Genomic DNA, 18,818 nt, shown 5'->3' with positions numbered 1-18,818 from the left:
CGAATAACGAGGAGAGTTCATCATGCCCCGCCATCTGAAGGTCGGCCTGGTCCAGCAGCCCGCCTGGCCCGACAAGGCCAGAAGCCTCGCCGAGAGCGAGGCCGGCATCCGCGAGCTGGCTGCCGCCGGCGCCGAACTGGTGATGCTCCAGGAGCTGCACGCGACCCACTATTTCTGCCAGTACGAGGACACCGAGCTGTTCGACCTGGCCGAGTCCCTGGACGGCCCCACCGGCACCCGCCTGGCAGCGCTGGCCGCCGAGCTCGATATCGTGCTGGTGGGCTCGCTGTTCGAGCGCCGCGCACCGGGGCTCTACCACAATACCGCCGTGGTCTATGACCGCAAGCTGGGCGCCGTGGGCCACTACCGCAAGATGCACATTCCCGACGATCCGGGCTTCTACGAGAAGTTCTACTTCACCCCCGGGGATGCCGACGACGTCCGCGGCCAGGGCTTTGCGCCCATCGACACCTCGGTGGGCCGGCTCGGCTTGCTGGTGTGCTGGGACCAGTGGTACCCGGAGGCGGCGCGGCTGATGGCGCTGGCCGGGGCGGAGCTTTTGCTCTACCCCACCGCCATCGGCTGGGACCCGACCGACGACGACGCCGAGAAGACCCGCCAGAAGGACGCCTGGACGCTGATCCAGCGCAGCCACGCGGTGGCCAACGGCGTGCCGGTGATCGTCGCCAACCGGGTCGGCCACGAGCCCGACCACTCCGGGGTCGGCCATGGCATCGACTTCTGGGGCGGCAGCTTCATCGCCGGGCCCCAGGGGGAGCTGCTGGCCCATGCCGGGGTGCAGGCCGAGCGTCTGCTGGTGACCCTGGACATGGGCCGCGGCGAGGACGTGCGGAGGATCTGGCCGTATCTGAGAGATCGCCGTATCGATGCCTATGGCGACCTCACCCGCCGCTATCGGGACTGAGTCCTACTCGTCCTCCTCGGCGCGGGGCAGCACCCAGTTGAGCACGATGCCCACCAGGGCGGCGAGGCTGACTCCCTGCAGGGTGAACTGACCGCCGCCGAACTGCATACCGCCGATGCCGAAGACCAGGATCAGCGAGATCACCACCAGGTTGCGCGGCGCGGTCAGCGAGTGGCCGGCGCGCACCAGGGTGTTCATGCCCACCACGGCGATGGAGCCGAACAGCAGGGTCATGATGCCGCCCATCACCGGGCCCGGGATGGTCTGCAGCAGGGCGCCGAGCTTGGCCACGAAGGCCAGGCCGATGGCGAGGCAGGCCGCCACCACCATGTACTTCGGGTTGAAGGCGCGGGTCAGGGTCACCGCCCCGGTCACCTCGGAGTAGGTGGTGTTGGGCGGACCGCCGAACAGCGCCGCGGTGGTGGTGGCCAGGCCATCCCCCAGCAGGGTGCGGTGCAGGCCGGGCTTCTCCAGGTAGTTCTTCCGTGTCACCGAGCCGATGGCCACCATGTCGCCGATATGCTCCACCGCCGGGGCGATGGCCACCGGAATCATGAAGAGGATCGCCGCCCAGTGGAAGCTCGGGGCGGTGAAGGCGGGCATCGACAGCCAGGCCGCCTCGCGCACCGGCGTGAAGTCCACCATGCCCATCATCAGCGCCAGCACATAGCCGGTGACGATGCCGCCCATGATCGGGATCAGGCGGATCAGGCCGCGACCGAACACCGCCAGCACCAGGGTCACCAGCAGGCTGGTCATGGAGAGGAAGATCGCCGGGGCGTAGCCGATGTGGTCGCTGGTCTCGCCGGTGGCCATGCTGACCGCCACCGGCGCCAGCGCCAGGCCGATCACCATGATCACCGGCCCCACCACCACCGCCGGCAGCAGCCGATGCAGCCAGGCGGTGCCCTTGAGGCGCACGGCCTGGGAGATCGCCACATAGACCAGGCCCGCGGCCATCAGCGCCCCCATGGTGGCCGGAATACCGAAGTTGGCTACCGAACCCTGGATCGGGGCGATGAAGGCGAACGACGAGGCCAGGAAGACCGGCACGGTGACCCGGGTGATGCCGTGGAACACCAGGGTGCCGACGCCGGCGGTGAACAGCGCCACGCTGGGGTCCAGGCCGGTGAGCAGGGGTACCAGCACCAAAGCACCGAAGGCGACGAAGAGCATCTGGGCCCCGGTCAGCAGGACCTTGATGGGCGACTCGGCCGCTGGGTGGGCGGCCGCCGAGGTATCAGTCATGAGGGCTCCAGGGAGTCAGGGTGAAGGGATCGCGCGGCATTCTAGCAGCCCGCCCCACCGGGAACGAGCCACCGCTCAGCCCTCCGCTTCCACCCTGCTCTCACGCGGCTCGGGCGGGGCCTCGGCCAGGTATTCCTCCAGGCGCTGCTGCGCCAGGTCCCCGAAGAGTATCCGGCAGGCCTCGTCCAGTCCCGGCGATTCGCGGATGCTCGACTCCGATACCACCAGGGAGACCTTGGAACGCCGACGCAGGAAGTCCTCCAGGCGGGTGACCATCTCCCGGCGCCGGGCCTGCTCGAGTTCCACCCGCAGGTACTCGGTCCCCTCGATGAGCACCTCGGCCTGGCGCTCGTCCTGGCGGATCGCCTCGAGCATCTCGAAGCCCTGAGACCCGTAGCGCCGCCACAGGCGCTGGCTGAGCGGCTCGGAGGCATGCTCGGCGGTCATGGCATCCAGGTCCATCAGCCGGGCCTGGTGCAGGAAGGCCTCGCGCACCGAGGCATCCGGCTCGCCGTACCAGCGCTGATCCGGGTAGGGAAGCTCGATCCCCAGGCCGCGTACCGCCTCGACCACCTCCTCGCCCACGTTCAGGCAGTCGGTGAGCTTGCCGCCGAAGATGCTGAGGTGGGCGCGCTGGCGGTCGAGGTCGATGGCGTGCTTGCGCGACAGGTTGAGGAAGTCCCGCTCACCGCCGCCGCTGGGCTTCACGGCCAGCGGCCTGACGCCGCAGCGCGTGGCGATGATGTCCGATGTCTCCAGCGGCCTGGGGAGCGCCAGACGCGTGTTGATGTTGTCGAGCACGAAGCGGATGTCCTCCGCCGTGGCCCCGACCTCGGGCGTCTCCACCCGGGTATCGGTGGTGCCGATGCAGGTGCGCTGCCCCATGGGAATGACGAAGAAGAGCCGCCCGTCGTCGGCGAAGAAGGCCAGCACCCGATGGCTCTCGGTGAGCCGAGGGACGATCAGGTGGATGCCCTTGGAGAAGACATGGTGGTGCTCGGTGCGCTGCCCGGCGCGCTGGTTCAGTTGGTCGACCCAGGGGCCTGCCGCATTGATCAGCACCCGCGAGCGTATCTCGAAGGTATCGTCGGTCATCACGTCGCGGGCCCGGGTGATCCAGACGCCCTCCTCGCGCCGCGAGTCCAGGTACTCGACGTAGTTGGCCGCCACGGTGCCGAAGTCCAGGGCAGCACGCACGAAGTTGAAGACGAAGCGCGCGTCGTTGTCGTGGAGATAGGCATCGGAGTACTCGAAGCCCCCCACCGCCGAGCCGACATCGATGATCGGCTCCCGGGCGTGAAGCGCCGCCGGCCTCAGATAGTGGGGCCGGCGGGTGAAGGCGTTGCCCATCAGCCAGTAGAGCCAGGTGCCCGCCCAGGGCACCAGCGGGTGGTGGCGAAAGCCCCGGTTGATGGTGGTGAGGAAGCGGATCTCCTGCACCGAGGAGGGGTAGCTTCTGATCAGGTGGTTGCGGCTGCGGCAGAGCTTGCGCACCAGGGCGAAGTCCCCGCTCTCCATGTACTTGATGCCGCCCCATACCAGGTTGGAGGAGTGCATGCTGGTGCTGCCGGCGAAGTCGCCCTTGTCGATCAGCGCCACTCGAGCCCCCTTCCCGCTCAGCGCCGCCGCCGCGGAGGCCCCGTTGATGCCGCCGCCGACGACCAGGACATCGAAGCAGCGCCGGGGCAGCTTGCGCAGGTTGTTCTGTCTGAGTTGCATCTCTTGCCCTTCCTGAAAGCCCTTTCTGAAAACCCGTCTTGAAAACCCTTCTCGAAAAAGGGGCCCCGCTCGGCATGACCGAGCGGGGCCTGGGTCCCGTTCGGGCAACCGGTCACACATTGCTGATCCCGGTATTGCCGGGAGGTTGGCGGGCGGCGAGCCGCCCGCCGGTCCCCTGTTACCGTGTGCCGGCCGCCATCCACGCCTCCATCATCTCGTCGTAGGGCACGGTGGTGCCCTGGGGCATCTCGTCGTCGAGTTTCGCCTTGGGCGCGCCCGGCTGGGAGAGCCAGTACTCGGCATCACGCTCCTCGTTGAGCTGCGGCGCGTAGACCTCGAAGACCCCGGCCCGAGCCAGGCGAGCCATCACGCTGTCCAGGTCGCCGGCCAGGTTGTCCAGCCCCTCCTGCGGGGAGATCTCGCCGCTGATGACCGGGGCGAGGTTCTGCCACCAGAGCGGCGCCATGCGCGGGTAGTCGGGCACGTTGGTGCCGGTGGGCGTCCAGTTGGACTCGTTGGGGCTGCGGTAGAACTCCACCAGGCCGCCCAGCTTCGGGGCCATCTCGGTCATCTGCTCGGAGAAGATGTCCGACTCGCGGATCGGCGTCAGGCCGGCCATCAGCTTCTCCAGGGAGACACTCTTGGCTACCGTAAACTGACCAAACAGCCAGGCGGCGGTGCGGCGGTCCTCAGGCGTGGAGTCGAAGAAGGTCCAGGAGCCCACGTCCTGGTAGCCCACTTTCATGCCCTCCTCCCAGTAGGGACCGGTGGGCGACGGCGCCATGCGCCACAGCGGATTGCCCTCGTCATCGGTCACCGGCAGGCCCGGGTCGGTCATGTCGGCGGTGAAGGCCGTGTACCAGAAGATCTGCTGGGCGATCTGGCCCTGGGCCGGCACGGGGCCCGCCTCGCCGAAGGTCATGCCCTGGGCCTCCTCGGGGGCATAGTCACGCAGCCAGTCCACCGCCTTCTGCATGGCGAAGACCGAGGCCGGGGCGTTGGTGCCGCCGCCACGGGTCACGCTGGCGCCCACCGGGCGGCTCTCCTCGTCGACGCGGATCCCCCAGTCATCCACCGGGTTGCCGAAGGGCACGCCGGGGCTGCCCATGCCGGCCATGGAGAGCCAGGAGTCGTGGAAGCGCCAGCCCAGCGACGGGTCGCGACGGCCATAGTCCATGTGGCCGTAGACGCGGGTGCCGTCGATCTCGCCGACATGCTCGGAGAAGAACTCGGCGATGTCCTCGTAGGCCGTCCAGTTGGTGGGCACGCCCAGGTCGTAGCCGTAGATGTCGCGGAACTGCTCCTGGAGGTCCTCGCGCTGGAACCAGTCGTAGCGGAACCAGTAGAGGTTGGCGAACTGCTGGGCGGGCAGCTGGTAGATGCTGCCATCGGGGCCGGTGGTGTACTGGATGCCGATGAAGTCGTCCAGGTCCAGGGTGGGCAGCGTGAAGTCGGCCCACTCGTTCTCCATCGCCTCGGAGAGGTTGATGGTGGTGCCATAGCGGATATGGGTGCCGATGGCGTCGGAGTCGTTGATGAAGCCGTCGTAGATGTTGCGACCCGACTGCATCTGGGTCTGCATGTTGTTGACCAGGTCACCCTCGCCGATGATGTTGTGGGTGACGTCGATGCCGGTCAGCTCGCTGAAGGCTCTCGCCAGCACGTCCCGCTCGTAGACGTGGGTGGTCAGGCCCTCGGCCACGGTGTTGATGGACATGCCGCGGAACGGCTCGGCCGCCTCGGCGAACCAAAGCAGCTCCTCGATCTGCTCCTCGCGGGAGAGCGTCGAGTTCTGGAAGTGCTCGTCGACCAGCCGCTCGGCGATGGCGCGGGCGTCGTGGTTGTCGGCGTGCAGGGCGCCGCTGGCCAGCATCACGCCGGCCGCCAGCAGAGAGAGTCTCATTGTTGTCGCTTTCATGTTGACCTCTTCGGTTGTGGGGGTTCGTCCTTGAACCGGTTGTCATTCGGCTCCGTGCGTTTCTGTCAGCCCCAGCGCATCAGGATCACGAGCCACAGGATCGAGATGGCCAGGGCCAGCCAGAGGCTGATCGAGGTGAAACCCACCACCATCAGGTGGATGTAGGCGGCGCAGAGCAGCCCGATGAACAGCCGGTCGCCGCGGGTGGTGGCGATCGGCAGGAAGCCCCTGCGCTCGATGGTCGGCGAGGCGAGCTCCCAGGCCGTCATTCCCAGCAGGATGACGGCGATGACGGAGAAGAAGATCGCGGTGGGCGTGGTCCATACCATCCATTCCATGATGCGTCCTCCTCAGGTCCGGCCCAGGGCGAAGCCCTTGGCGATATGGTTGCGCACGAAGTAGACCACCACGATGCCGGGCAGGATGGTCAACACCCCGGCGGCGGATAGCGCCCCCCAGTCGATGCCCGAGGCGCCCTTGGTCTGGGTCATCACCGAGCCGATGGGCTGGGCATTGGTGGCGGTCAGGGTGCTGGCCAGCAGCAGCTCGACCCAGGAGAACATGAACAGGAAGAACAGCGTCACGCCGATCCCCGAGCTGATCATCGGGATGAAGATCTTCACGAAGAAGCGCGGGAAGCTGTAACCGTCGATGAAGGCCGTCTCATCGATCTCCTTGGGCACGCTGCTCATGAAGCCCTCGAGGATCCAGACCGCCAGGGGGATGTTGAACAGGCAGTGGGCCAGCGCCACGGCCACGTGGGTATCGAACAGCCCGACGGTGTAGTAGAGCTGGAAATAGGGCAGCAGGAACACCGCCGGCGGCGCCATCAGGTTGGTCAGCAGCCAGAAGAACAGGTGCTTGTCGCCGATGAAGCGATAGCGGCTGAAGGCGTAGGCCGCCGGCAGGGCCACGGCCAGGCTGATCAGCATGTTCATCAGCACGTAGGCGATGGAGTTCACGTAGCCCATGTACCAGTTCGAATCGGTGAAGATCTTGGCGTAATGCTCCAGGGTGAAGTCCTGGGGCCACAGGGTCAGGGCCCCCAGGATCTCGCTGTTGGACTGGAATGACATGTTGAGCAGCCAGTAGACCGGCAGCAGCACGAAGACGATGTAGGCGGTCATCAGGCCGCGGCGGCGCCACTGGCGGGAGACCGGGCGGGCCTGGCGGCGGCGCCTCGCATCGGCCGCGGCGGCCTGCTTGCGCACCGCTTCCGGCGTGGTGGGAATCGACTGGTTCATGTCAGGCCCCCTTGTCCAGTTGCTTGTCCTTCTGGAGGTTCATGATCGCCGTGTAGAAGACCCAGCAGACCAGCAGGATGATCAGGAAGTAGATCAGCGAGAAGGCCGCCGAGGGGCCGAGGTCCTGCTGGCCGATGGCCATGGTGGTCAGCGACTGGCTGAGGAAGGTGGTGGAGTTGCCCGGCCCGCCACCGGTCAGCACGAAGGGCTCGGCGTAGATCATGAAGGAGTGCATGAATCGCAGCAGGATGCCGATGACCAGCACGTTGGTGAGCTTGGGCAGCTGGATGTAGCGGAACACCGCCCAGCGCGAGGCGCGGTCGATGCGCGCCGCCTGGTAGTAGGCATCCGGGATCGAGCGCAGGCCGCTGTAGCAGAGCAGCGCGATCAGCGGCGTCCAGTGCCAGACATCCATCAGGATGATGGTGCCCCAGGCGTCCACGGCGCTGCGGGTGATGTTGTAGCCGTAGCCCAGCTCGCGCAGGCCCCAGCCCATCAGGCCGATGTCGCCGCGGGTGAAGATCTGCCAGATGCTGCCCACCACGTTCCAGGGAATCAGCAGCGGCATGGTCACCAGGATCAGGATCGCCGAGGCCTGCCAGCCCTTCTTGGGCATCAGCAGGGCGATGCCGATGCCCAGCGGCACCTCGATGGCCAGCACCGTCAGCGAGAAGGCGAACTGGCGCACCAGGGCGGCCTGCAGCGCCGGATTGTTGAGGGTCTCCTGGAACCACTCCACGCCGGTGAAGAACCGGGTGTTGGCGTCGAAGACATCCTGGACGGAGTAGTTCACCACGGTCATCAGCGGGATGATCGCCGAGAAGGCCACCAGCAGCAGCATGGGCAGGATCAGCCACCAGGCGCGGTTGCTGTAGATCTTGTTATTCATGGGGAATCTCCACGCGGAACTCGTCGACATAGAGGCCGAGCCGCGCCAGCGGGAAGCGCAGCCAGGCCCTGTCACGCGGCAGGGTATCGTCCTCCTCGATGCGGGCCTTGAAGGGGGTCTCTCCCAGCCGCAGCGAGAGGATGGCGTAGGTGCCGAGGTCCTGGACATCCTCCACCACGGCCTCCATGGCCTCGTCGACCGGGGCGGCATGCACCTTGACGAACTCGGGCCGGATGCCCAGCTTGACGTTGGCCGAGCCCGCCCCGGCCACTGCCGCGTGCACCGCCTCCGGCACGGCCAGGGGCAGCGCCCCGGCCATCACGCGGCCGTCGCGGGCCTCCACCTCGAGGAAGTTCATCCCGGGGCTGCCGATGAAGTAACCGACGAAGGTGTGGTTGGGGGTCTCGAAGAGCTCCCGCGGGGTGCCGAACTGGACCACCTGCCCCTCATACATCACCGCGATCCGATCGGCGAAGGTCGACGCCTCGAGTTGGTCGTGGGTCACATAGACCATGGTGATGTTGAAGCGCTGGTGGATCTCCTTGAGCTTGCGGCGCAGCTTCCACTTCAGCTGGGGATCGATGACCGTCAGCGGCTCGTCGAACAGGATCGCCGAGACGTCGTCGCGCACCAGGCCGCGTCCCATGGAGACCTTCTGCTTCTCGTCGGCGGTGAGGTTCTTGGCCTTGCGACGGAGCTGGGGGGTGAGCTCGAGGACATCGGCCACTTCCAGGACGCGCTCGCGCACCTTGTCGGCGGGAGTCCCGACGTTGCGCAACGGAAAAGCCAGGTTGTCGTAGACCGTCATGGTGTCGTAGACGACCGGGAACTGGAACACCTGGGCGATGTTGCGCGCCTCGGGAGGAAGGTGGTTGACCCGCTCGCCGTCGAAGAGCACATCGCCGCTGGAGGGTTCCAGCAGCCCCGAGATGATGTTGAGCAGGGTCGACTTGCCGCAGCCCGAGGGACCGAGCAGCGCATAGGCCCCGCCCTGGTGCCAGACGTGGTTCATCTCGCGGATCGCGTAGTCCTCGGCAGAGGATGGCGCGGCCAGGTAGGAGTGGGCCAGGCCCTTGAGGGTGATCTCGGCCATCTCATGCCCTCCCGGCGTGGGTCGGAATGTGGACCACGGCACCCTGGCGGTCGAAGGCGTAGACCTTGTGGGTGGGGATGTAGAGCCTGACTGCCTGGTCGGGGTGGAACTCGTGCACCCCCTCGAGGTGAACGGTCAGGTGGAACAGCGCGTTGCGCACGTGCAGGAAGGTCTCGGAGCCGCTGATCTCGGCCATGTCGACCTCCACCTCGACCTCGATGTCATCGTCGGAACGCGGCGCGAGGGTGATATGCGCCGGACGCACCCCGAAGCGGTACTCGCCGGGCGCCAGGGTGCGCAGGTCGTCGTTGAGGGGGAAGTGGACGCGCTTGTCGAAGGTGACCTCGGCCCCCGAGATGATGCCGCGCATGACGTTGATGGGCGGCTCGGAGAACATCTCGGCGGTGAGGATATCCAGCGGCCGATGGTAGACGTCATCGGTGCGTCCATACTGCAGCAGGCGCCCCTCGTGGAGCACCGCGGTGTGGCCACCCAGGGCCAGGGCCTCCGCCGGCTCGGTGGTGGCGTAGACGGCGATGCAGTTGCGCTGGCTGAACAGGGTGCGCAGCTCCTCGCGGAATTCCTCGCGCAGCTTGTAGTCGAGGTTCACCAGCGGTTCGTCGAAGAGCACGATATCGGCATCCTTGACCAGCGCCCGCCCCATGGCGGTGCGCTGCTGCTGGCCACCGGAGAGCTCCAGGGGCAGCCGCTCGAGCAGATGTTCGATATGCAACATCTCGGCGGTCTCGCGGACCCGCCGGTCGATCTCGGCCTTGCTCACCCTGGCCAGCCGCAGCGGCGAGGCAATGTTGTCGTAGACGCTCAGCGAGGGGTAGTTGATGAACTGCTGGTAGACCATGGAGACGTTGCGACGCCGCACGGACACCCCGGTGACGTCCTGGCCGTTCATCAGCACGCGGCCGCGGGTGGGCGTGTCGAGCCCGGCCATGAGCCGCATCAGGGTGGTCTTGCCGGCCAGGGTGCGCCCCAGCAGGACGTTGAAGGAGCCGGGCTCCAGCTCGAGGTTCACATCCGCAACGTGAGTGGCGCCACCGACCGTCAGATCGATATTTTCCAGGATCAATGACATGGCGAGTCTCGGTTGTTCGTTTTTGTATGACGACGATCATGTCGACGTCCGAACACCATAGATCAGGCATGGATTGATGACACCCATGTTGCTAAACGAAAATTCAAACATCGCCAACGGAGCGCCGTGATAAGCAGACAACCCGTTGAAATTGTGAGAATACTACGGGATTTATACTTTAGGCGAAGGGATGGGCGGCGAAGCGGGCGGTGAAAAGCCCACGGGGCCGTGTTCACTAATGAACACGGCCCCGTGGGCGAGGGTCTGAGGCGAGTTGCCTGAGGCGAAAGGACCTCGGCTGAGCGTGCGAGCGGGCTTTAGCGGGTGCCGAAGATCTTGTCGCCGGCATCGCCCAGACCGGGCACGATGTAGCCGTGCTCGTCCAGGTGGTCGTCCACCGCGGCGGTGTAGATCTCGATGTCCGGATAGGCGTCCTGGACCCGCTTGATGCCCTCGGGGGCGGCCACCAGCACGATCACCTTCATGTGCCTGCAGCCGCGCTCGCGCAGCATGTCCAGGGTCGCCACCATGGTGCCGCCGGTAGCCAGCATGGGGTCGATGACGATGGCCATGCGCTCGTCGAGGTCATTGGCGAACTTGGCGAAGTAGGGCACCGGCTCGAGGGTCTCCTCGTCACGGTAGAGGCCCACCACGCTGATCCTGGCGCTGGGGATCAGGTCGGTCACGCCGTCGAGCATGCCGAGGCCGGCGCGCAGGATCGGCACGATGGTGACCTTCTTGCCCTTGAGCAGCCTGACCGGGATCTTGCCGCCGCTCCAGCCGTCGATCTCCTGGGTCTGCAGCTCCAGGTCCTGGGTCGCCTCGTAGGTGAGCAGCTTGGCCAGTTCCCCGGCCAGTTCGCGGAAACTCTTGGTGCTGATTCCGGCTTCACGCATCAGGCCGAGCTTGTGCTGGACCAGGGGGTGATCGATGGCGTGGACGCTCATGGGCGGACCTCTTCACTCGTGGAAACGGGGGCGGGATGGACGATGGCGACCTTCGTCGCATGGCCGGAGTCGACAAATTGGTAATCATTCTACCCACATCCCGCGTCGAGGTTAAGGTCAGGGGATGTCCGGCAGCTGCCAGTCGATGGGCGTGCGGCCCTGCTCCACCAGGAAGGCATTGGCCCGGGAGAAGTGGTGGTTGCCGAAGAAGCCGCGATGGGCCGAGAGCGGCGAGGGATGCGGGGACTCCAGCACCCGATGAAGGGAGGTGTCGATCAGCGCCCGCTTCTTCCGCGCCGGGCTGCCCCACAGCAGGAACACCGACGGGGCGGCATGGGCGTTGACGACCTCGATGGCGCGGTCGGTGAAGGTCTCCCAGCCTTGGCCGCGATGGGAGCCGGCATTCCCCTGCTCCACCGTCAGCGAGGTGTTGAGCAGCAGCACCCCCTGGCGCGCCCAGTGCTCCAGGTTGCCGTGATCCACCGGCCGGAAGCCCACGTCCGCCTGCAGTTCCTTGTAGATGTTGGCAAGCGACGGCGGCACGCGCACGCCCTCGCGCACCGAGAAGCAGAGCCCATGTGCCTGGTTCGGCCCGTGGTAGGGGTCCTGGCCGAGAATCACCACCTTGACCGCGTCCAGGGGGGTGAGCTCGAAGGCCCGGAACCAGTCCGCGGAGTGCGGGTAGATCACCTTCCTGGCCGCCTTCTCCGCGGCCAGGAAGTCGCGCAGCGCCTGCATGTAGGGCGCCTCGAACTCGTCACCCAGCCACTGCTGCCAGCTGTCGGGGAGCGGCGTGCTCATGGGTCAGCGCCTGGCCTGGTCGACCAGCGGCTCGACGTAGGCCACGCCCATGTCCCAGGGGAACTGGATCCAGCAGTCCTGAGCCACCTCGGTGAGGTACTGGTCCACCAGCGGCTTGCCCTCGGGCTTGGCGTAGATGGTGACGAAGTGGGCACGGGGCAGCATCTCGCGCACCTTGCGCGCGGTCTTGCCGGTATCCACCAGGTCGTCCACCAGCAGCCAGCCCTCGCCATCGTGGTCGACGCCCTTCAGCACATCGAGCCCGCCCTGATCCATGTGGTCATAGCTCTTGATGCAGACGGTATCGATCAGGCGCACATTGAGCTCGCGGGCGATCAGCGCGGCGGGGATCAGCCCGCCGCGGGTGATGGCGACGATCCCCTTGAAATCGCGCTCCACCAGCCGGTGGCAGAGCTCGCGCACGTCGCGGTGCAGCTGGTCCCAGGAGACGGTGAAGTGCTTGTGGTAGCGGTTGCTGCTCATGGTGTCACTCGTCCTCGGTAAAGGAACAGACGGCGAAGACGTTGTAGCCCGCCTCGTGGATGCGCCTGGAACCGCCGAGGTCCGGCAGGTCGACGATGGTGGCGGTCTCCACCACCTGGCCGCCGCAGCGGGTGATCAGCTTGGCAGCGGCCAACATGGTGCCACCGGTGGCGATCAGGTCATCGACGATCAGGATGCGATCGCCCGGCTTGAAGGCGTCGGAGTGAAGCTCCACCTCGGCCTCGCCGTACTCCAGGGTGTAGGTCTCGCTGATGGTGCGGAACGGCAGCTTGCCCTTCTTGCGCACCGGCACGAAGCTGCAGCCCAGCTCGTAGGCCAGCGGCGCACCGACGATGAAGCCGCGGGCATCGATGGCAGCGATGGCGTCGAGGTCCATCTCCTGGTAGCGGTGCACGAAGCTGTCGATCAACTTGCGGAAGGCCGCGCTGTTCTGCAGCAGCGGGGTGATGTCACGGAAGTTGACCCCCGGCTGCGGCCAGTCGGGGACGGTGCGGATCACGGACTTGATGTAGTCGCCGTAGATGCTCATCGATTCGGGTCTCGGTGAGTGGATGCAATCGGAAGATCAGTCGAGGAACAGGAACTTGGCCGCGAAAAGCAGCGCCAGCACGATCACCGCCGGGTTCAGGTCCTTGAAGCGGCCGGAGAGCGCCTTGATCGCAGCGTAGCTGATGAAGCCCAGTGCGATGCCCTCGGCGATGGAGAAGGTCAGCGGCATGGCCAGGGCGGCGATCAACACCGGCGCGGCGTCGGTGGGATCCTCCCAGTTGGCGTGGGCCAGACTGCCGGCCATCAGTACCGCCACATAGAGCAGCGCCCCGGCGGTGGCATAGGCGGGGATCGAACCAGCCAGCGGCGCGAAGAACAGACTGATCAGGAACAAACCGGCGACCACCACGGCGGTCAGGCCGGTGCGCCCGCCGGAAGCGATGCCGGCGGTGGACTCGATGTAGCTGGTGGTGGTCGAGGTGCCGAGCACCGCACCGGCCATGGAAGCGCCGCTGTCGGCCATCATGGCGCGCCCGATGCGCGGCAGCTTGCCATCCTTGTCGAGCAGCTTGCCCCGATGGGCCACACCCACCAGGGTGCCAGAGGTGTCGAACAGATCGACGAACAGGAAGGCGAAGATCACGCTGAGCATGGCGATGTCCAGCGCGCCCCACAGGTCCAGCGCCATGAAGGTGGGCGCGATGGAGGGCGGCATGGCCATGATGCCACCGTACTCGTTGTGGCCCAGCAGCATGGCAATCACGGTGATGCCGAGAATGCCGATCATCACCGCCCCGGTGACCTTCAGGTAGGCCAGGGCAGTGATCACGAAGAAGCCGAGCAACGCATAGATGGCGGCCGGCTCGGAGAGATCCCCCAGGGAGACATAGGTGGCCGGGTTGGCGACCACGATGCCGGCGTTCTTCAGTGCGATCATCGCCAGGAAGAGGCCGATACCCGCGGCAATCCCCAGGCGCAGGGAGAGCGGGATCGAGTTGATGATCCACTCGCGCACCCGGAAGATACTCAGCAGGAAGAAGATGAAACCCGAGAAGAAGACCGCGCCGAGCGCCGCCTCCCAGGTGTAGCCCATGCCCAGCACCACGCCGTAGGTGAAGAAGGCGTTGAGGCCCATGCCCGGCGCCTGGGCGATGGGGTAGTTGGCCCACAGCCCCATGATCAGACAGCCGATGGCCGCGGCCAGGCAGGTGGCGACGAAGACCGCACCGTAGTCCATGCCCGCCTCGGAGAGGATGCTGGGGTTGACGAAGATGATGTAGGCCATGGTCAGGAAGGTGGTGATCCCGGCGATGACCTCGGTCTTCACGTTGGTATTGTGCTCGGCCAGCTTGAACTGGTTGTCGATCAGACGTTTCAGCATGGTGGTCGTTCCTGCGCGCGTGGACGGTGCGATGGTCCCGGGGTGCGAGAAAGGCGGCGAGAAAAGCCGCCTATGGTACCCAAAGCGCCTCGGGGATGCGAGATGGCCGTGGGCGGACCATCCCGTGACAGCCCCCTGTATAAGCAACCTCCGGGCCAACCGCCAGCCGTCCCGCCAACGCAGACCTGACGGAACGGTCAAATCGCGCCTGGCTCAGGCGCCGCGGGCCGCCAGCACCCGTTCGACGGTCTCGACGATGGCCTGGGTCTGGGGATCGATCTCGATGTTGACGCGATCCCCCGGCACCCGGTCCACCAGGGTGGTGCGCGCCAGGGTCTCGGGGATCAGGTTGACGCAGAAGCGCGGCCCGTGGGACGCATCGGCCGGACGCACCTCGCCGATGGTCAGACTGATGCCATCGACGCCGATGTAGCCCTTGTCGAACAGGAAGCGGCCCAGGGCATGGGGCAGCTCGAACCAGAGCCGGCGATTGTTGGGCGCCTCATCGAGCTCCACGAGTTCGGCCACGGCCATCACGTGGCCGGACATGGCGTGCCCGCCGATCTCGTCGCCGAAGCGGGCGGCGCGCTCGATATTGACGCGGCTTCCCACCGTCACTGCACCAAGGTTGGTCACCCGCAGCGTCTCGCGCATCAGGTCGAAGCTGACCCGCTTGCCCTCGATGGCGGTCACCGTCAGGCAGACCCCGTTGTGGGCCACCGAGGCCCCGATCTCCAGCCCCTTGCGCAGCGCCTTGGGCAGGGCGATGACATGGGTGCGGAACAGCTCCGCCTCTTCGATGGCAACCACCTTGGCGCTGCCCTGCACGATACCGGTGAACATGGCGTCTCCTCGACTGACTGGCACCCCGGCGCGGGGCACAAGGAGGAAACAGTGTAGGGAATTCCCGCCGACCACGTCCACGACAGGGCATGCCACCCGCCATCAGGGCAGGCGGCCCTGCGGCACCAGCCAGTCCTTTGCGCCCGATAATGACGCATTATTCAGAGGATCTTGCTGAATAAATACTCGACCTCCACAGCATGCACCATTCACGTTGACTTGCGTCCGCGCGCGCCCTATTCTTCCGCGCACATTTAATGGCGCCGATTTGACCCCGGATTGCGGGCGCCAGCGTCGTGCCCCCATCGTGGAGGTCACGACGTGAAGTGCAGCTAAAAGGGTGTGTGCCGCGTCGGGGGCACCCGCCAGGGTGGCCTTTCCCAGTCCAGCGCCCTGCCCTGCACCGCCCGCCACGGCGCCCCCTGCGGTGGCTTCCATGATACGACTCCACAACGTTTCCAAGACCTTTGTCATCAAGGGTCGCAAGCGACGCCAGGGCACCGGCGAGCCTGACGGCGGCGCCAGTACGGTGCAGGCTCTCAGCAACGTCGACCTGCACGTCCCCCAGGGCCAGATCCATGGGGTGATCGGTCTCTCCGGTGCCGGCAAGTCGACACTGATCCGCTGCGTCAACCTGCTCGAGCGTCCCTCGACAGGCACCGTTATGGTCGATGGCCAGGAGCTCACCGGGCTGTCGCGCCAGGCGCTCAACCAGGCACGCCACCGCATCGGCATGATCTTCCAGCACTTCAACCTGCTCACCAACCGCACCGTCTTCGCCAACGTGGCGCTGCCGCTGGAACTGATGGGCATGAAGCGCGCCGAGATCCGCCAGCGGGTCACGCCGCTTCTCGAACTGGTGGGGCTTTCCGACAAGGCCAGCCAGTACCCGGCTCAGCTCTCCGGCGGCCAGAAGCAGCGCGTGGCCATCGCCCGGGCGCTGGCCAGTCGTCCCAAGGTGCTGCTCTGCGACGAGGCCACCTCGGCGCTGGACCCACAGACCACCGGCTCGATCCTCGCCCTGCTGCGCGACATCAATCACAAGCTCGGCCTGACCATCCTGCTGATCACCCATGAGATGGAGGTGGTGAAGGCAATCTGCCACCGGGTCAGCCTGATCTCCGACGGCGAGCTGGTGGAAGAGGCCGACGTGGGCGACTTCTTCACCGCACCCAGGACGCAGCTGGGGCGAGAGTTCCTCAACGACTTCCTCAAGCTGGAACCACCCCGCGCCCTGATCGACCAGCTGGAGGAGGCTCCCGGCGAGAACACCCATCCGGTGGTACGCCTGGCCTTCTCGGGCGACGCGGTCTCCACCCCGCTGATCTCCCGGCTGGCCCGGGAGTGCGGCGTGGACGTCAGTATCCTGCAGGCCAAGGTGGAGTCGATCCAGGAACGCACCCTGGGGCTGATGATCGCCGAATTGATGGGTTCTCCAGAGAAGACCCGCGAGGCCATCGACTACCTCGAATCCCATGATCTGCACGTGGAGGTGCTCGGCCATGTCCAGCGCACTGCTTGACCTGATCCTGCGGGCCACCCTGGATACTCTCTATATGGTGGCCATCTCCGGGGTCCTCGCCGCCCTGGTGGGTATCCCGCTCGGGGTGCTGCTCTACGTGACCCGGCCCGGCCAGGTGCTGGCCCAGCCGGTGGTCAGCGGCGTGCTGGGGGTAATCACCAACATCGGCCGCTCGATCCCCTTCATCATCCTGATGGTGGCGATCATCCCCTTCACGCGCATGCTGGTGGGCACCTCCATCGGCACCAACGCCGCCGCCGTGCCCCTGACCATCGCCGCGATCCCGTTCATCGCCCGCCTGGTGGAAGGCGCGCTGAACGAGATCAATCCCGGCCTGGTGGAGGCCGCCCAGTCCATGGGGGCCACGCCCTGGCAGATCATCACCCGGGTGCTGCTGCCGGAGGCCCGCGGCGGCATCTTCACCGCGATGACCGTCACCGTGGTGACCCTGGTGAGCTATTCGGCCATGGCCGGCGCGGTGGGTGGCGGAGGCCTCGGCGACCTGGGCATTCGTTACGGCTACAACCGCTTCAATCCGACCATCATGCTGATCACCGTGGCGATACTGGTAGTGATGGTGCAGGGCTTCCAGAGCCTGGGGGATTATTTGGTCCGCAAGAGCGATCACAAATAGCCAAAAGCTATTTAAAATATTTTTTTTATTCCGTTACTATAGATCCATCATCACAGGAGATCCTTCATGCGCAAGACACTGATCCGCACCCTGTTCGCCTCCAGCCTGGCCCTCGGCGCCGGCAGCGCCCTGGCCGACGAGCATGCCATCAAGGTCGGTACCGTCGCCGGCCCGGAGACCGACGTCATGCAGGTTGCCGCCGAGATCGCCCTGCGCGAGTACGGCCTGACCGTCGAGATCATCGAGTTCACCGACTACGTGACCCCCAATGCCGCCCTGGCCGATGGCAGCCTGGACGCCAATGCCTACCAGCACGAGCCCTACCTGCAGGCCATGGTCAACGATCGCGGCTACGACCTCGCCATCGCCGGGCTCACCTTCGTCTACCCGATCGGCGCCTACTCCGAGAAGTACGCAAGCGTCGACGAGCTGCCCGAACGCGCCCAGATCGCCCTGCCCAACGACCCCTCCAACGAGGGCCGCTCGCTGATCCTGATGCACAACGAGGGCCTGATCGCCCTCGACGACCCGGAGAACCTCGAGGCCACCCCGCTCAACGTGGTGGAGAACCCGCGCAACTTCCGCTTCCGCGAGATCGAGGCCGCCCAGCTGCCCCGCGTCCTGCCGGACGTGGACATGGCCTTTATCAACAACACTTTCGCCCAGCCCGCCGGCCTGAGCCTGGACGACGCTCTGATCAAGGAGGGCCCGGAGTCGCCCTACGTCAACCTGATCGCCGTGCGAGGCGGTGACCAGGAACGCGAGGACATCCAGCAGCTGGTACGCGCCTACCAGACCGAGGCGGTGAAGGCCAAGGCGGCCGAGCTGTTCGGGCCGGCGGCGGTGCCCGGCTGGGAATAACCCCGCCATGGCACCCGACTATGCCCTGCTCGCCCGCCAGCTCGAGGCACTGCTCGACAGCCGCGACTGGCTGACCAACAGCGCCCAGACCTGCGCCTTCCTGATGCAGGAACTCCCCGAGCTGAACTGGGCGGGCTTCTACCTGCAACGGGAGCCCGAGATGCTCTGCCTGGGCCCCTTCCAGGGCAAGCCGGCCTGCCACCCCATCCCCTTCACCAGGGGGGTGTGCGGCGCGGCGGCACGCTCTCGCCTCACCCAGCGCATCGACGACGTGCATGCCGTGGCCGACCATATCGCCTGCGACGCGGCGTCCCGTGCCGAGCTGGTCATCCCCATCGTCGTGGAGGATCGCCTGTGGGGCGTGCTCGACCTGGACAGCCCCGTGGCGGGGCGCTTCAGCGAGCAGGACCAGGCCGGCATCGAAGCGCTGGTGGCGGTCTTTGTCGAGCGCTCAAACCTGGCGCTGCCCGCCTAGCGGCGCCAGCAGAAACAGGAAAAGCGGCAGGTAAAAAACAAAACGCCCCCGCAGCAAGGTACGCTGCGAGGGCGTTTCGGAATCTGGTAGGACCAGGCGGATTTGAACCGCCGACCTCCACGATGTCAACGTGGCGCTCTAACCAACTGAGCTATGGTCCTGCTGTGAGGTGATACGAGGCTGGTAGGACCAGGCGGATTTGAACCGCCGACCTCCACGATGTCAACGTGGCGCT

At 66.3% G+C, this 18,818-nt stretch carries 19 protein-coding genes and 1 tRNA gene; 5 read left to right on the top strand and 15 right to left on the bottom strand.

Annotated elements, in window-relative coordinates:
- Positions 1-22: 22 nt before the first annotated feature.
- Complete coding sequence (locus IBX53_RS09355; RefSeq protein ID WP_290908386.1) at positions 23-925, top strand: carbon-nitrogen hydrolase; 903 nt, start codon at positions 23-25, stop codon at positions 923-925.
- Positions 926-928: 3 nt separating this feature from the next.
- Here the strand turns inward: IBX53_RS09355 and IBX53_RS09350 are convergent, their stop codons facing one another.
- The 14 genes from IBX53_RS09350 to IBX53_RS09285 form a co-directional block, all read right to left on the bottom strand.
- Positions 929-2,173 carry a uracil-xanthine permease family protein gene (locus tag IBX53_RS09350; protein WP_290908384.1) on the bottom strand — a complete coding sequence of 415 codons (1,245 nt, stop codon included), beginning with the start codon at positions 2,171-2,173 and terminating at the stop codon, positions 929-931.
- A gap of 75 nt (positions 2,174-2,248) precedes the next feature.
- Positions 2,249-3,892: a glycerol-3-phosphate dehydrogenase/oxidase gene (locus IBX53_RS09345; protein WP_290908381.1), complete on the bottom strand. Its 1,644-nt coding sequence runs from the start codon at positions 3,890-3,892 to the stop codon at positions 2,249-2,251.
- Positions 3,893-4,070: 178 nt separating this feature from the next.
- The gene (locus IBX53_RS09340; protein WP_290908379.1) at positions 4,071-5,810 is read right to left on the bottom strand and encodes an ABC transporter substrate-binding protein; all 1,740 of its coding nucleotides are present in this window, start codon (positions 5,808-5,810) and stop codon (positions 4,071-4,073) included.
- Positions 5,811-5,875: 65 nt separating this feature from the next.
- Positions 5,876-6,148, bottom strand: coding sequence for a DUF2160 domain-containing protein (locus IBX53_RS09335; RefSeq protein WP_290908377.1), 273 nt, complete (start codon positions 6,146-6,148; stop codon positions 5,876-5,878).
- 12 nt (positions 6,149-6,160) lie between these two features.
- Complete coding sequence (locus IBX53_RS09330; protein WP_290908389.1) at positions 6,161-6,937, bottom strand: carbohydrate ABC transporter permease; 777 nt, start codon at positions 6,935-6,937, stop codon at positions 6,161-6,163.
- A 118-nt stretch (positions 6,938-7,055) separates the two neighbouring features.
- Positions 7,056-7,943, bottom strand: a complete 888-nt coding sequence (locus IBX53_RS09325; RefSeq protein ID WP_290908375.1) for a carbohydrate ABC transporter permease — start codon at positions 7,941-7,943, stop codon at positions 7,056-7,058.
- Entirely contained in the window at positions 7,936-9,036 is a 1,101-nt protein-coding gene (locus tag IBX53_RS09320) for an ABC transporter ATP-binding protein (RefSeq protein ID WP_290908373.1), read from the bottom strand. The genes IBX53_RS09325 and IBX53_RS09320 overlap by 8 nt, the downstream gene beginning before the upstream one ends.
- Before the next feature lies 1 nt (position 9,037).
- Positions 9,038-10,126 (bottom strand): ABC transporter ATP-binding protein, encoded by a 1,089-nt coding sequence (locus IBX53_RS09315; protein ID WP_290908370.1) that lies wholly within the window; start codon positions 10,124-10,126, stop codon positions 9,038-9,040.
- Positions 10,127-10,443: 317 nt separating this feature from the next.
- Complete coding sequence (gene upp, locus IBX53_RS09310) at positions 10,444-11,073, bottom strand: uracil phosphoribosyltransferase (protein WP_290908367.1); 630 nt, start codon at positions 11,071-11,073, stop codon at positions 10,444-10,446.
- Between the two features lie 117 nt (positions 11,074-11,190).
- Positions 11,191-11,874 (bottom strand): uracil-DNA glycosylase, encoded by a 684-nt coding sequence (gene ung / locus IBX53_RS09305; RefSeq protein WP_290908363.1) that lies wholly within the window; start codon positions 11,872-11,874, stop codon positions 11,191-11,193.
- Between the two features lie 3 nt (positions 11,875-11,877).
- Positions 11,878-12,357: a xanthine phosphoribosyltransferase gene (gene gpt / locus IBX53_RS09300; protein ID WP_290908360.1), complete on the bottom strand. Its 480-nt coding sequence runs from the start codon at positions 12,355-12,357 to the stop codon at positions 11,878-11,880.
- A gap of 4 nt (positions 12,358-12,361) precedes the next feature.
- Positions 12,362-12,907: an adenine phosphoribosyltransferase gene (locus IBX53_RS09295; protein ID WP_290908358.1), complete on the bottom strand. Its 546-nt coding sequence runs from the start codon at positions 12,905-12,907 to the stop codon at positions 12,362-12,364.
- A 36-nt stretch (positions 12,908-12,943) separates the two neighbouring features.
- Entirely contained in the window at positions 12,944-14,248 is a 1,305-nt protein-coding gene (locus tag IBX53_RS09290) for an NCS2 family permease (protein WP_290908355.1), read from the bottom strand.
- Between the two features lie 213 nt (positions 14,249-14,461).
- Positions 14,462-15,091 carry a riboflavin synthase subunit alpha gene (locus tag IBX53_RS09285; RefSeq protein WP_290908352.1) on the bottom strand — a complete coding sequence of 210 codons (630 nt, stop codon included), beginning with the start codon at positions 15,089-15,091 and terminating at the stop codon, positions 14,462-14,464.
- Positions 15,092-15,527: 436 nt separating this feature from the next.
- Here IBX53_RS09285 and IBX53_RS09280 point away from each other — a divergent pair, with 436 nt between their 5' ends.
- The 4 genes from IBX53_RS09280 to IBX53_RS09265 all read left to right on the top strand — a co-directional run bounded on the left by IBX53_RS09280 (position 15,528) and on the right by IBX53_RS09265 (position 18,583).
- Complete coding sequence (locus IBX53_RS09280) at positions 15,528-16,613, top strand: methionine ABC transporter ATP-binding protein (RefSeq protein WP_290908349.1); 1,086 nt, start codon at positions 15,528-15,530, stop codon at positions 16,611-16,613.
- Positions 16,594-17,247, top strand: coding sequence for a methionine ABC transporter permease (locus tag IBX53_RS09275; RefSeq protein WP_290908346.1), 654 nt, complete (start codon positions 16,594-16,596; stop codon positions 17,245-17,247). The genes IBX53_RS09280 and IBX53_RS09275 overlap by 20 nt, the downstream gene beginning before the upstream one ends.
- A 66-nt stretch (positions 17,248-17,313) precedes the next feature.
- Positions 17,314-18,108, top strand: a complete 795-nt coding sequence (locus IBX53_RS09270) for a MetQ/NlpA family ABC transporter substrate-binding protein (RefSeq protein ID WP_290908344.1) — start codon at positions 17,314-17,316, stop codon at positions 18,106-18,108.
- 7 nt (positions 18,109-18,115) lie between these two features.
- Entirely contained in the window at positions 18,116-18,583 is a 468-nt protein-coding gene (locus tag IBX53_RS09265) for a GAF domain-containing protein (RefSeq protein WP_290908342.1), read from the top strand.
- Between the two features lie 84 nt (positions 18,584-18,667).
- Here the strand turns inward: IBX53_RS09265 and IBX53_RS09260 are convergent.
- A tRNA-Val gene (locus tag IBX53_RS09260) sits at positions 18,668-18,744 on the bottom strand.
- Between the last annotated feature and the right edge of the window lie 74 nt (positions 18,745-18,818).

It is taken from the genome of Halomonas sp. (assembly GCF_014859505.1).
Taxonomy (GTDB): domain Bacteria; phylum Pseudomonadota; class Gammaproteobacteria; order Pseudomonadales; family Halomonadaceae; genus Halomonas.
Note: the sequence above shows the minus strand (reverse complement) of the source record. Positions and strands in the feature narration are given on the sequence as shown.

Coding starts and splice junctions, on each gene's coding strand:
- IBX53_RS09345 (WP_290908381.1), bottom strand. CDS start 3,892: ATGCAACTCAGACAGAACAACCTGCGCAAGCTGCCCCGGCGCTGCTTC.
- IBX53_RS09280 (WP_290908349.1), top strand. CDS start 15,528: ATGATACGACTCCACAACGTTTCCAAGACCTTTGTCATCAAGGGTCGC.
- IBX53_RS09325 (WP_290908375.1), bottom strand. CDS start 7,943: ATGAATAACAAGATCTACAGCAACCGCGCCTGGTGGCTGATCCTGCCC.
- IBX53_RS09355 (WP_290908386.1), top strand. CDS start 23: ATGCCCCGCCATCTGAAGGTCGGCCTGGTCCAGCAGCCCGCCTGGCCC.
- IBX53_RS09285 (WP_290908352.1), bottom strand. CDS start 15,091: ATGTTCACCGGTATCGTGCAGGGCAGCGCCAAGGTGGTTGCCATCGAA.
- IBX53_RS09315 (WP_290908370.1), bottom strand. CDS start 10,126: ATGTCATTGATCCTGGAAAATATCGATCTGACGGTCGGTGGCGCCACT.
- IBX53_RS09335 (WP_290908377.1), bottom strand. CDS start 6,148: ATGGAATGGATGGTATGGACCACGCCCACCGCGATCTTCTTCTCCGTC.
- IBX53_RS09330 (WP_290908389.1), bottom strand. CDS start 6,937: ATGACCGCCTACATCGTCTTCGTGCTGCTGCCGGTCTACTGGCTGCTC.
- gpt (WP_290908360.1), bottom strand. CDS start 12,357: ATGAGCAGCAACCGCTACCACAAGCACTTCACCGTCTCCTGGGACCAG.
- IBX53_RS09350 (WP_290908384.1), bottom strand. CDS start 2,173: ATGACTGATACCTCGGCGGCCGCCCACCCAGCGGCCGAGTCGCCCATC.
- IBX53_RS09340 (WP_290908379.1), bottom strand. CDS start 5,810: ATGAAAGCGACAACAATGAGACTCTCTCTGCTGGCGGCCGGCGTGATG.
- upp (WP_290908367.1), bottom strand. CDS start 11,073: ATGAGCGTCCACGCCATCGATCACCCCCTGGTCCAGCACAAGCTCGGC.
- IBX53_RS09295 (WP_290908358.1), bottom strand. CDS start 12,907: ATGAGCATCTACGGCGACTACATCAAGTCCGTGATCCGCACCGTCCCC.
- IBX53_RS09270 (WP_290908344.1), top strand. CDS start 17,314: ATGCGCAAGACACTGATCCGCACCCTGTTCGCCTCCAGCCTGGCCCTC.
- ung (WP_290908363.1), bottom strand. CDS start 11,874: ATGAGCACGCCGCTCCCCGACAGCTGGCAGCAGTGGCTGGGTGACGAG.
- IBX53_RS09320 (WP_290908373.1), bottom strand. CDS start 9,036: ATGGCCGAGATCACCCTCAAGGGCCTGGCCCACTCCTACCTGGCCGCG.
- IBX53_RS09290 (WP_290908355.1), bottom strand. CDS start 14,248: ATGCTGAAACGTCTGATCGACAACCAGTTCAAGCTGGCCGAGCACAAT.
- IBX53_RS09275 (WP_290908346.1), top strand. CDS start 16,594: ATGTCCAGCGCACTGCTTGACCTGATCCTGCGGGCCACCCTGGATACT.
- IBX53_RS09265 (WP_290908342.1), top strand. CDS start 18,116: ATGGCACCCGACTATGCCCTGCTCGCCCGCCAGCTCGAGGCACTGCTC.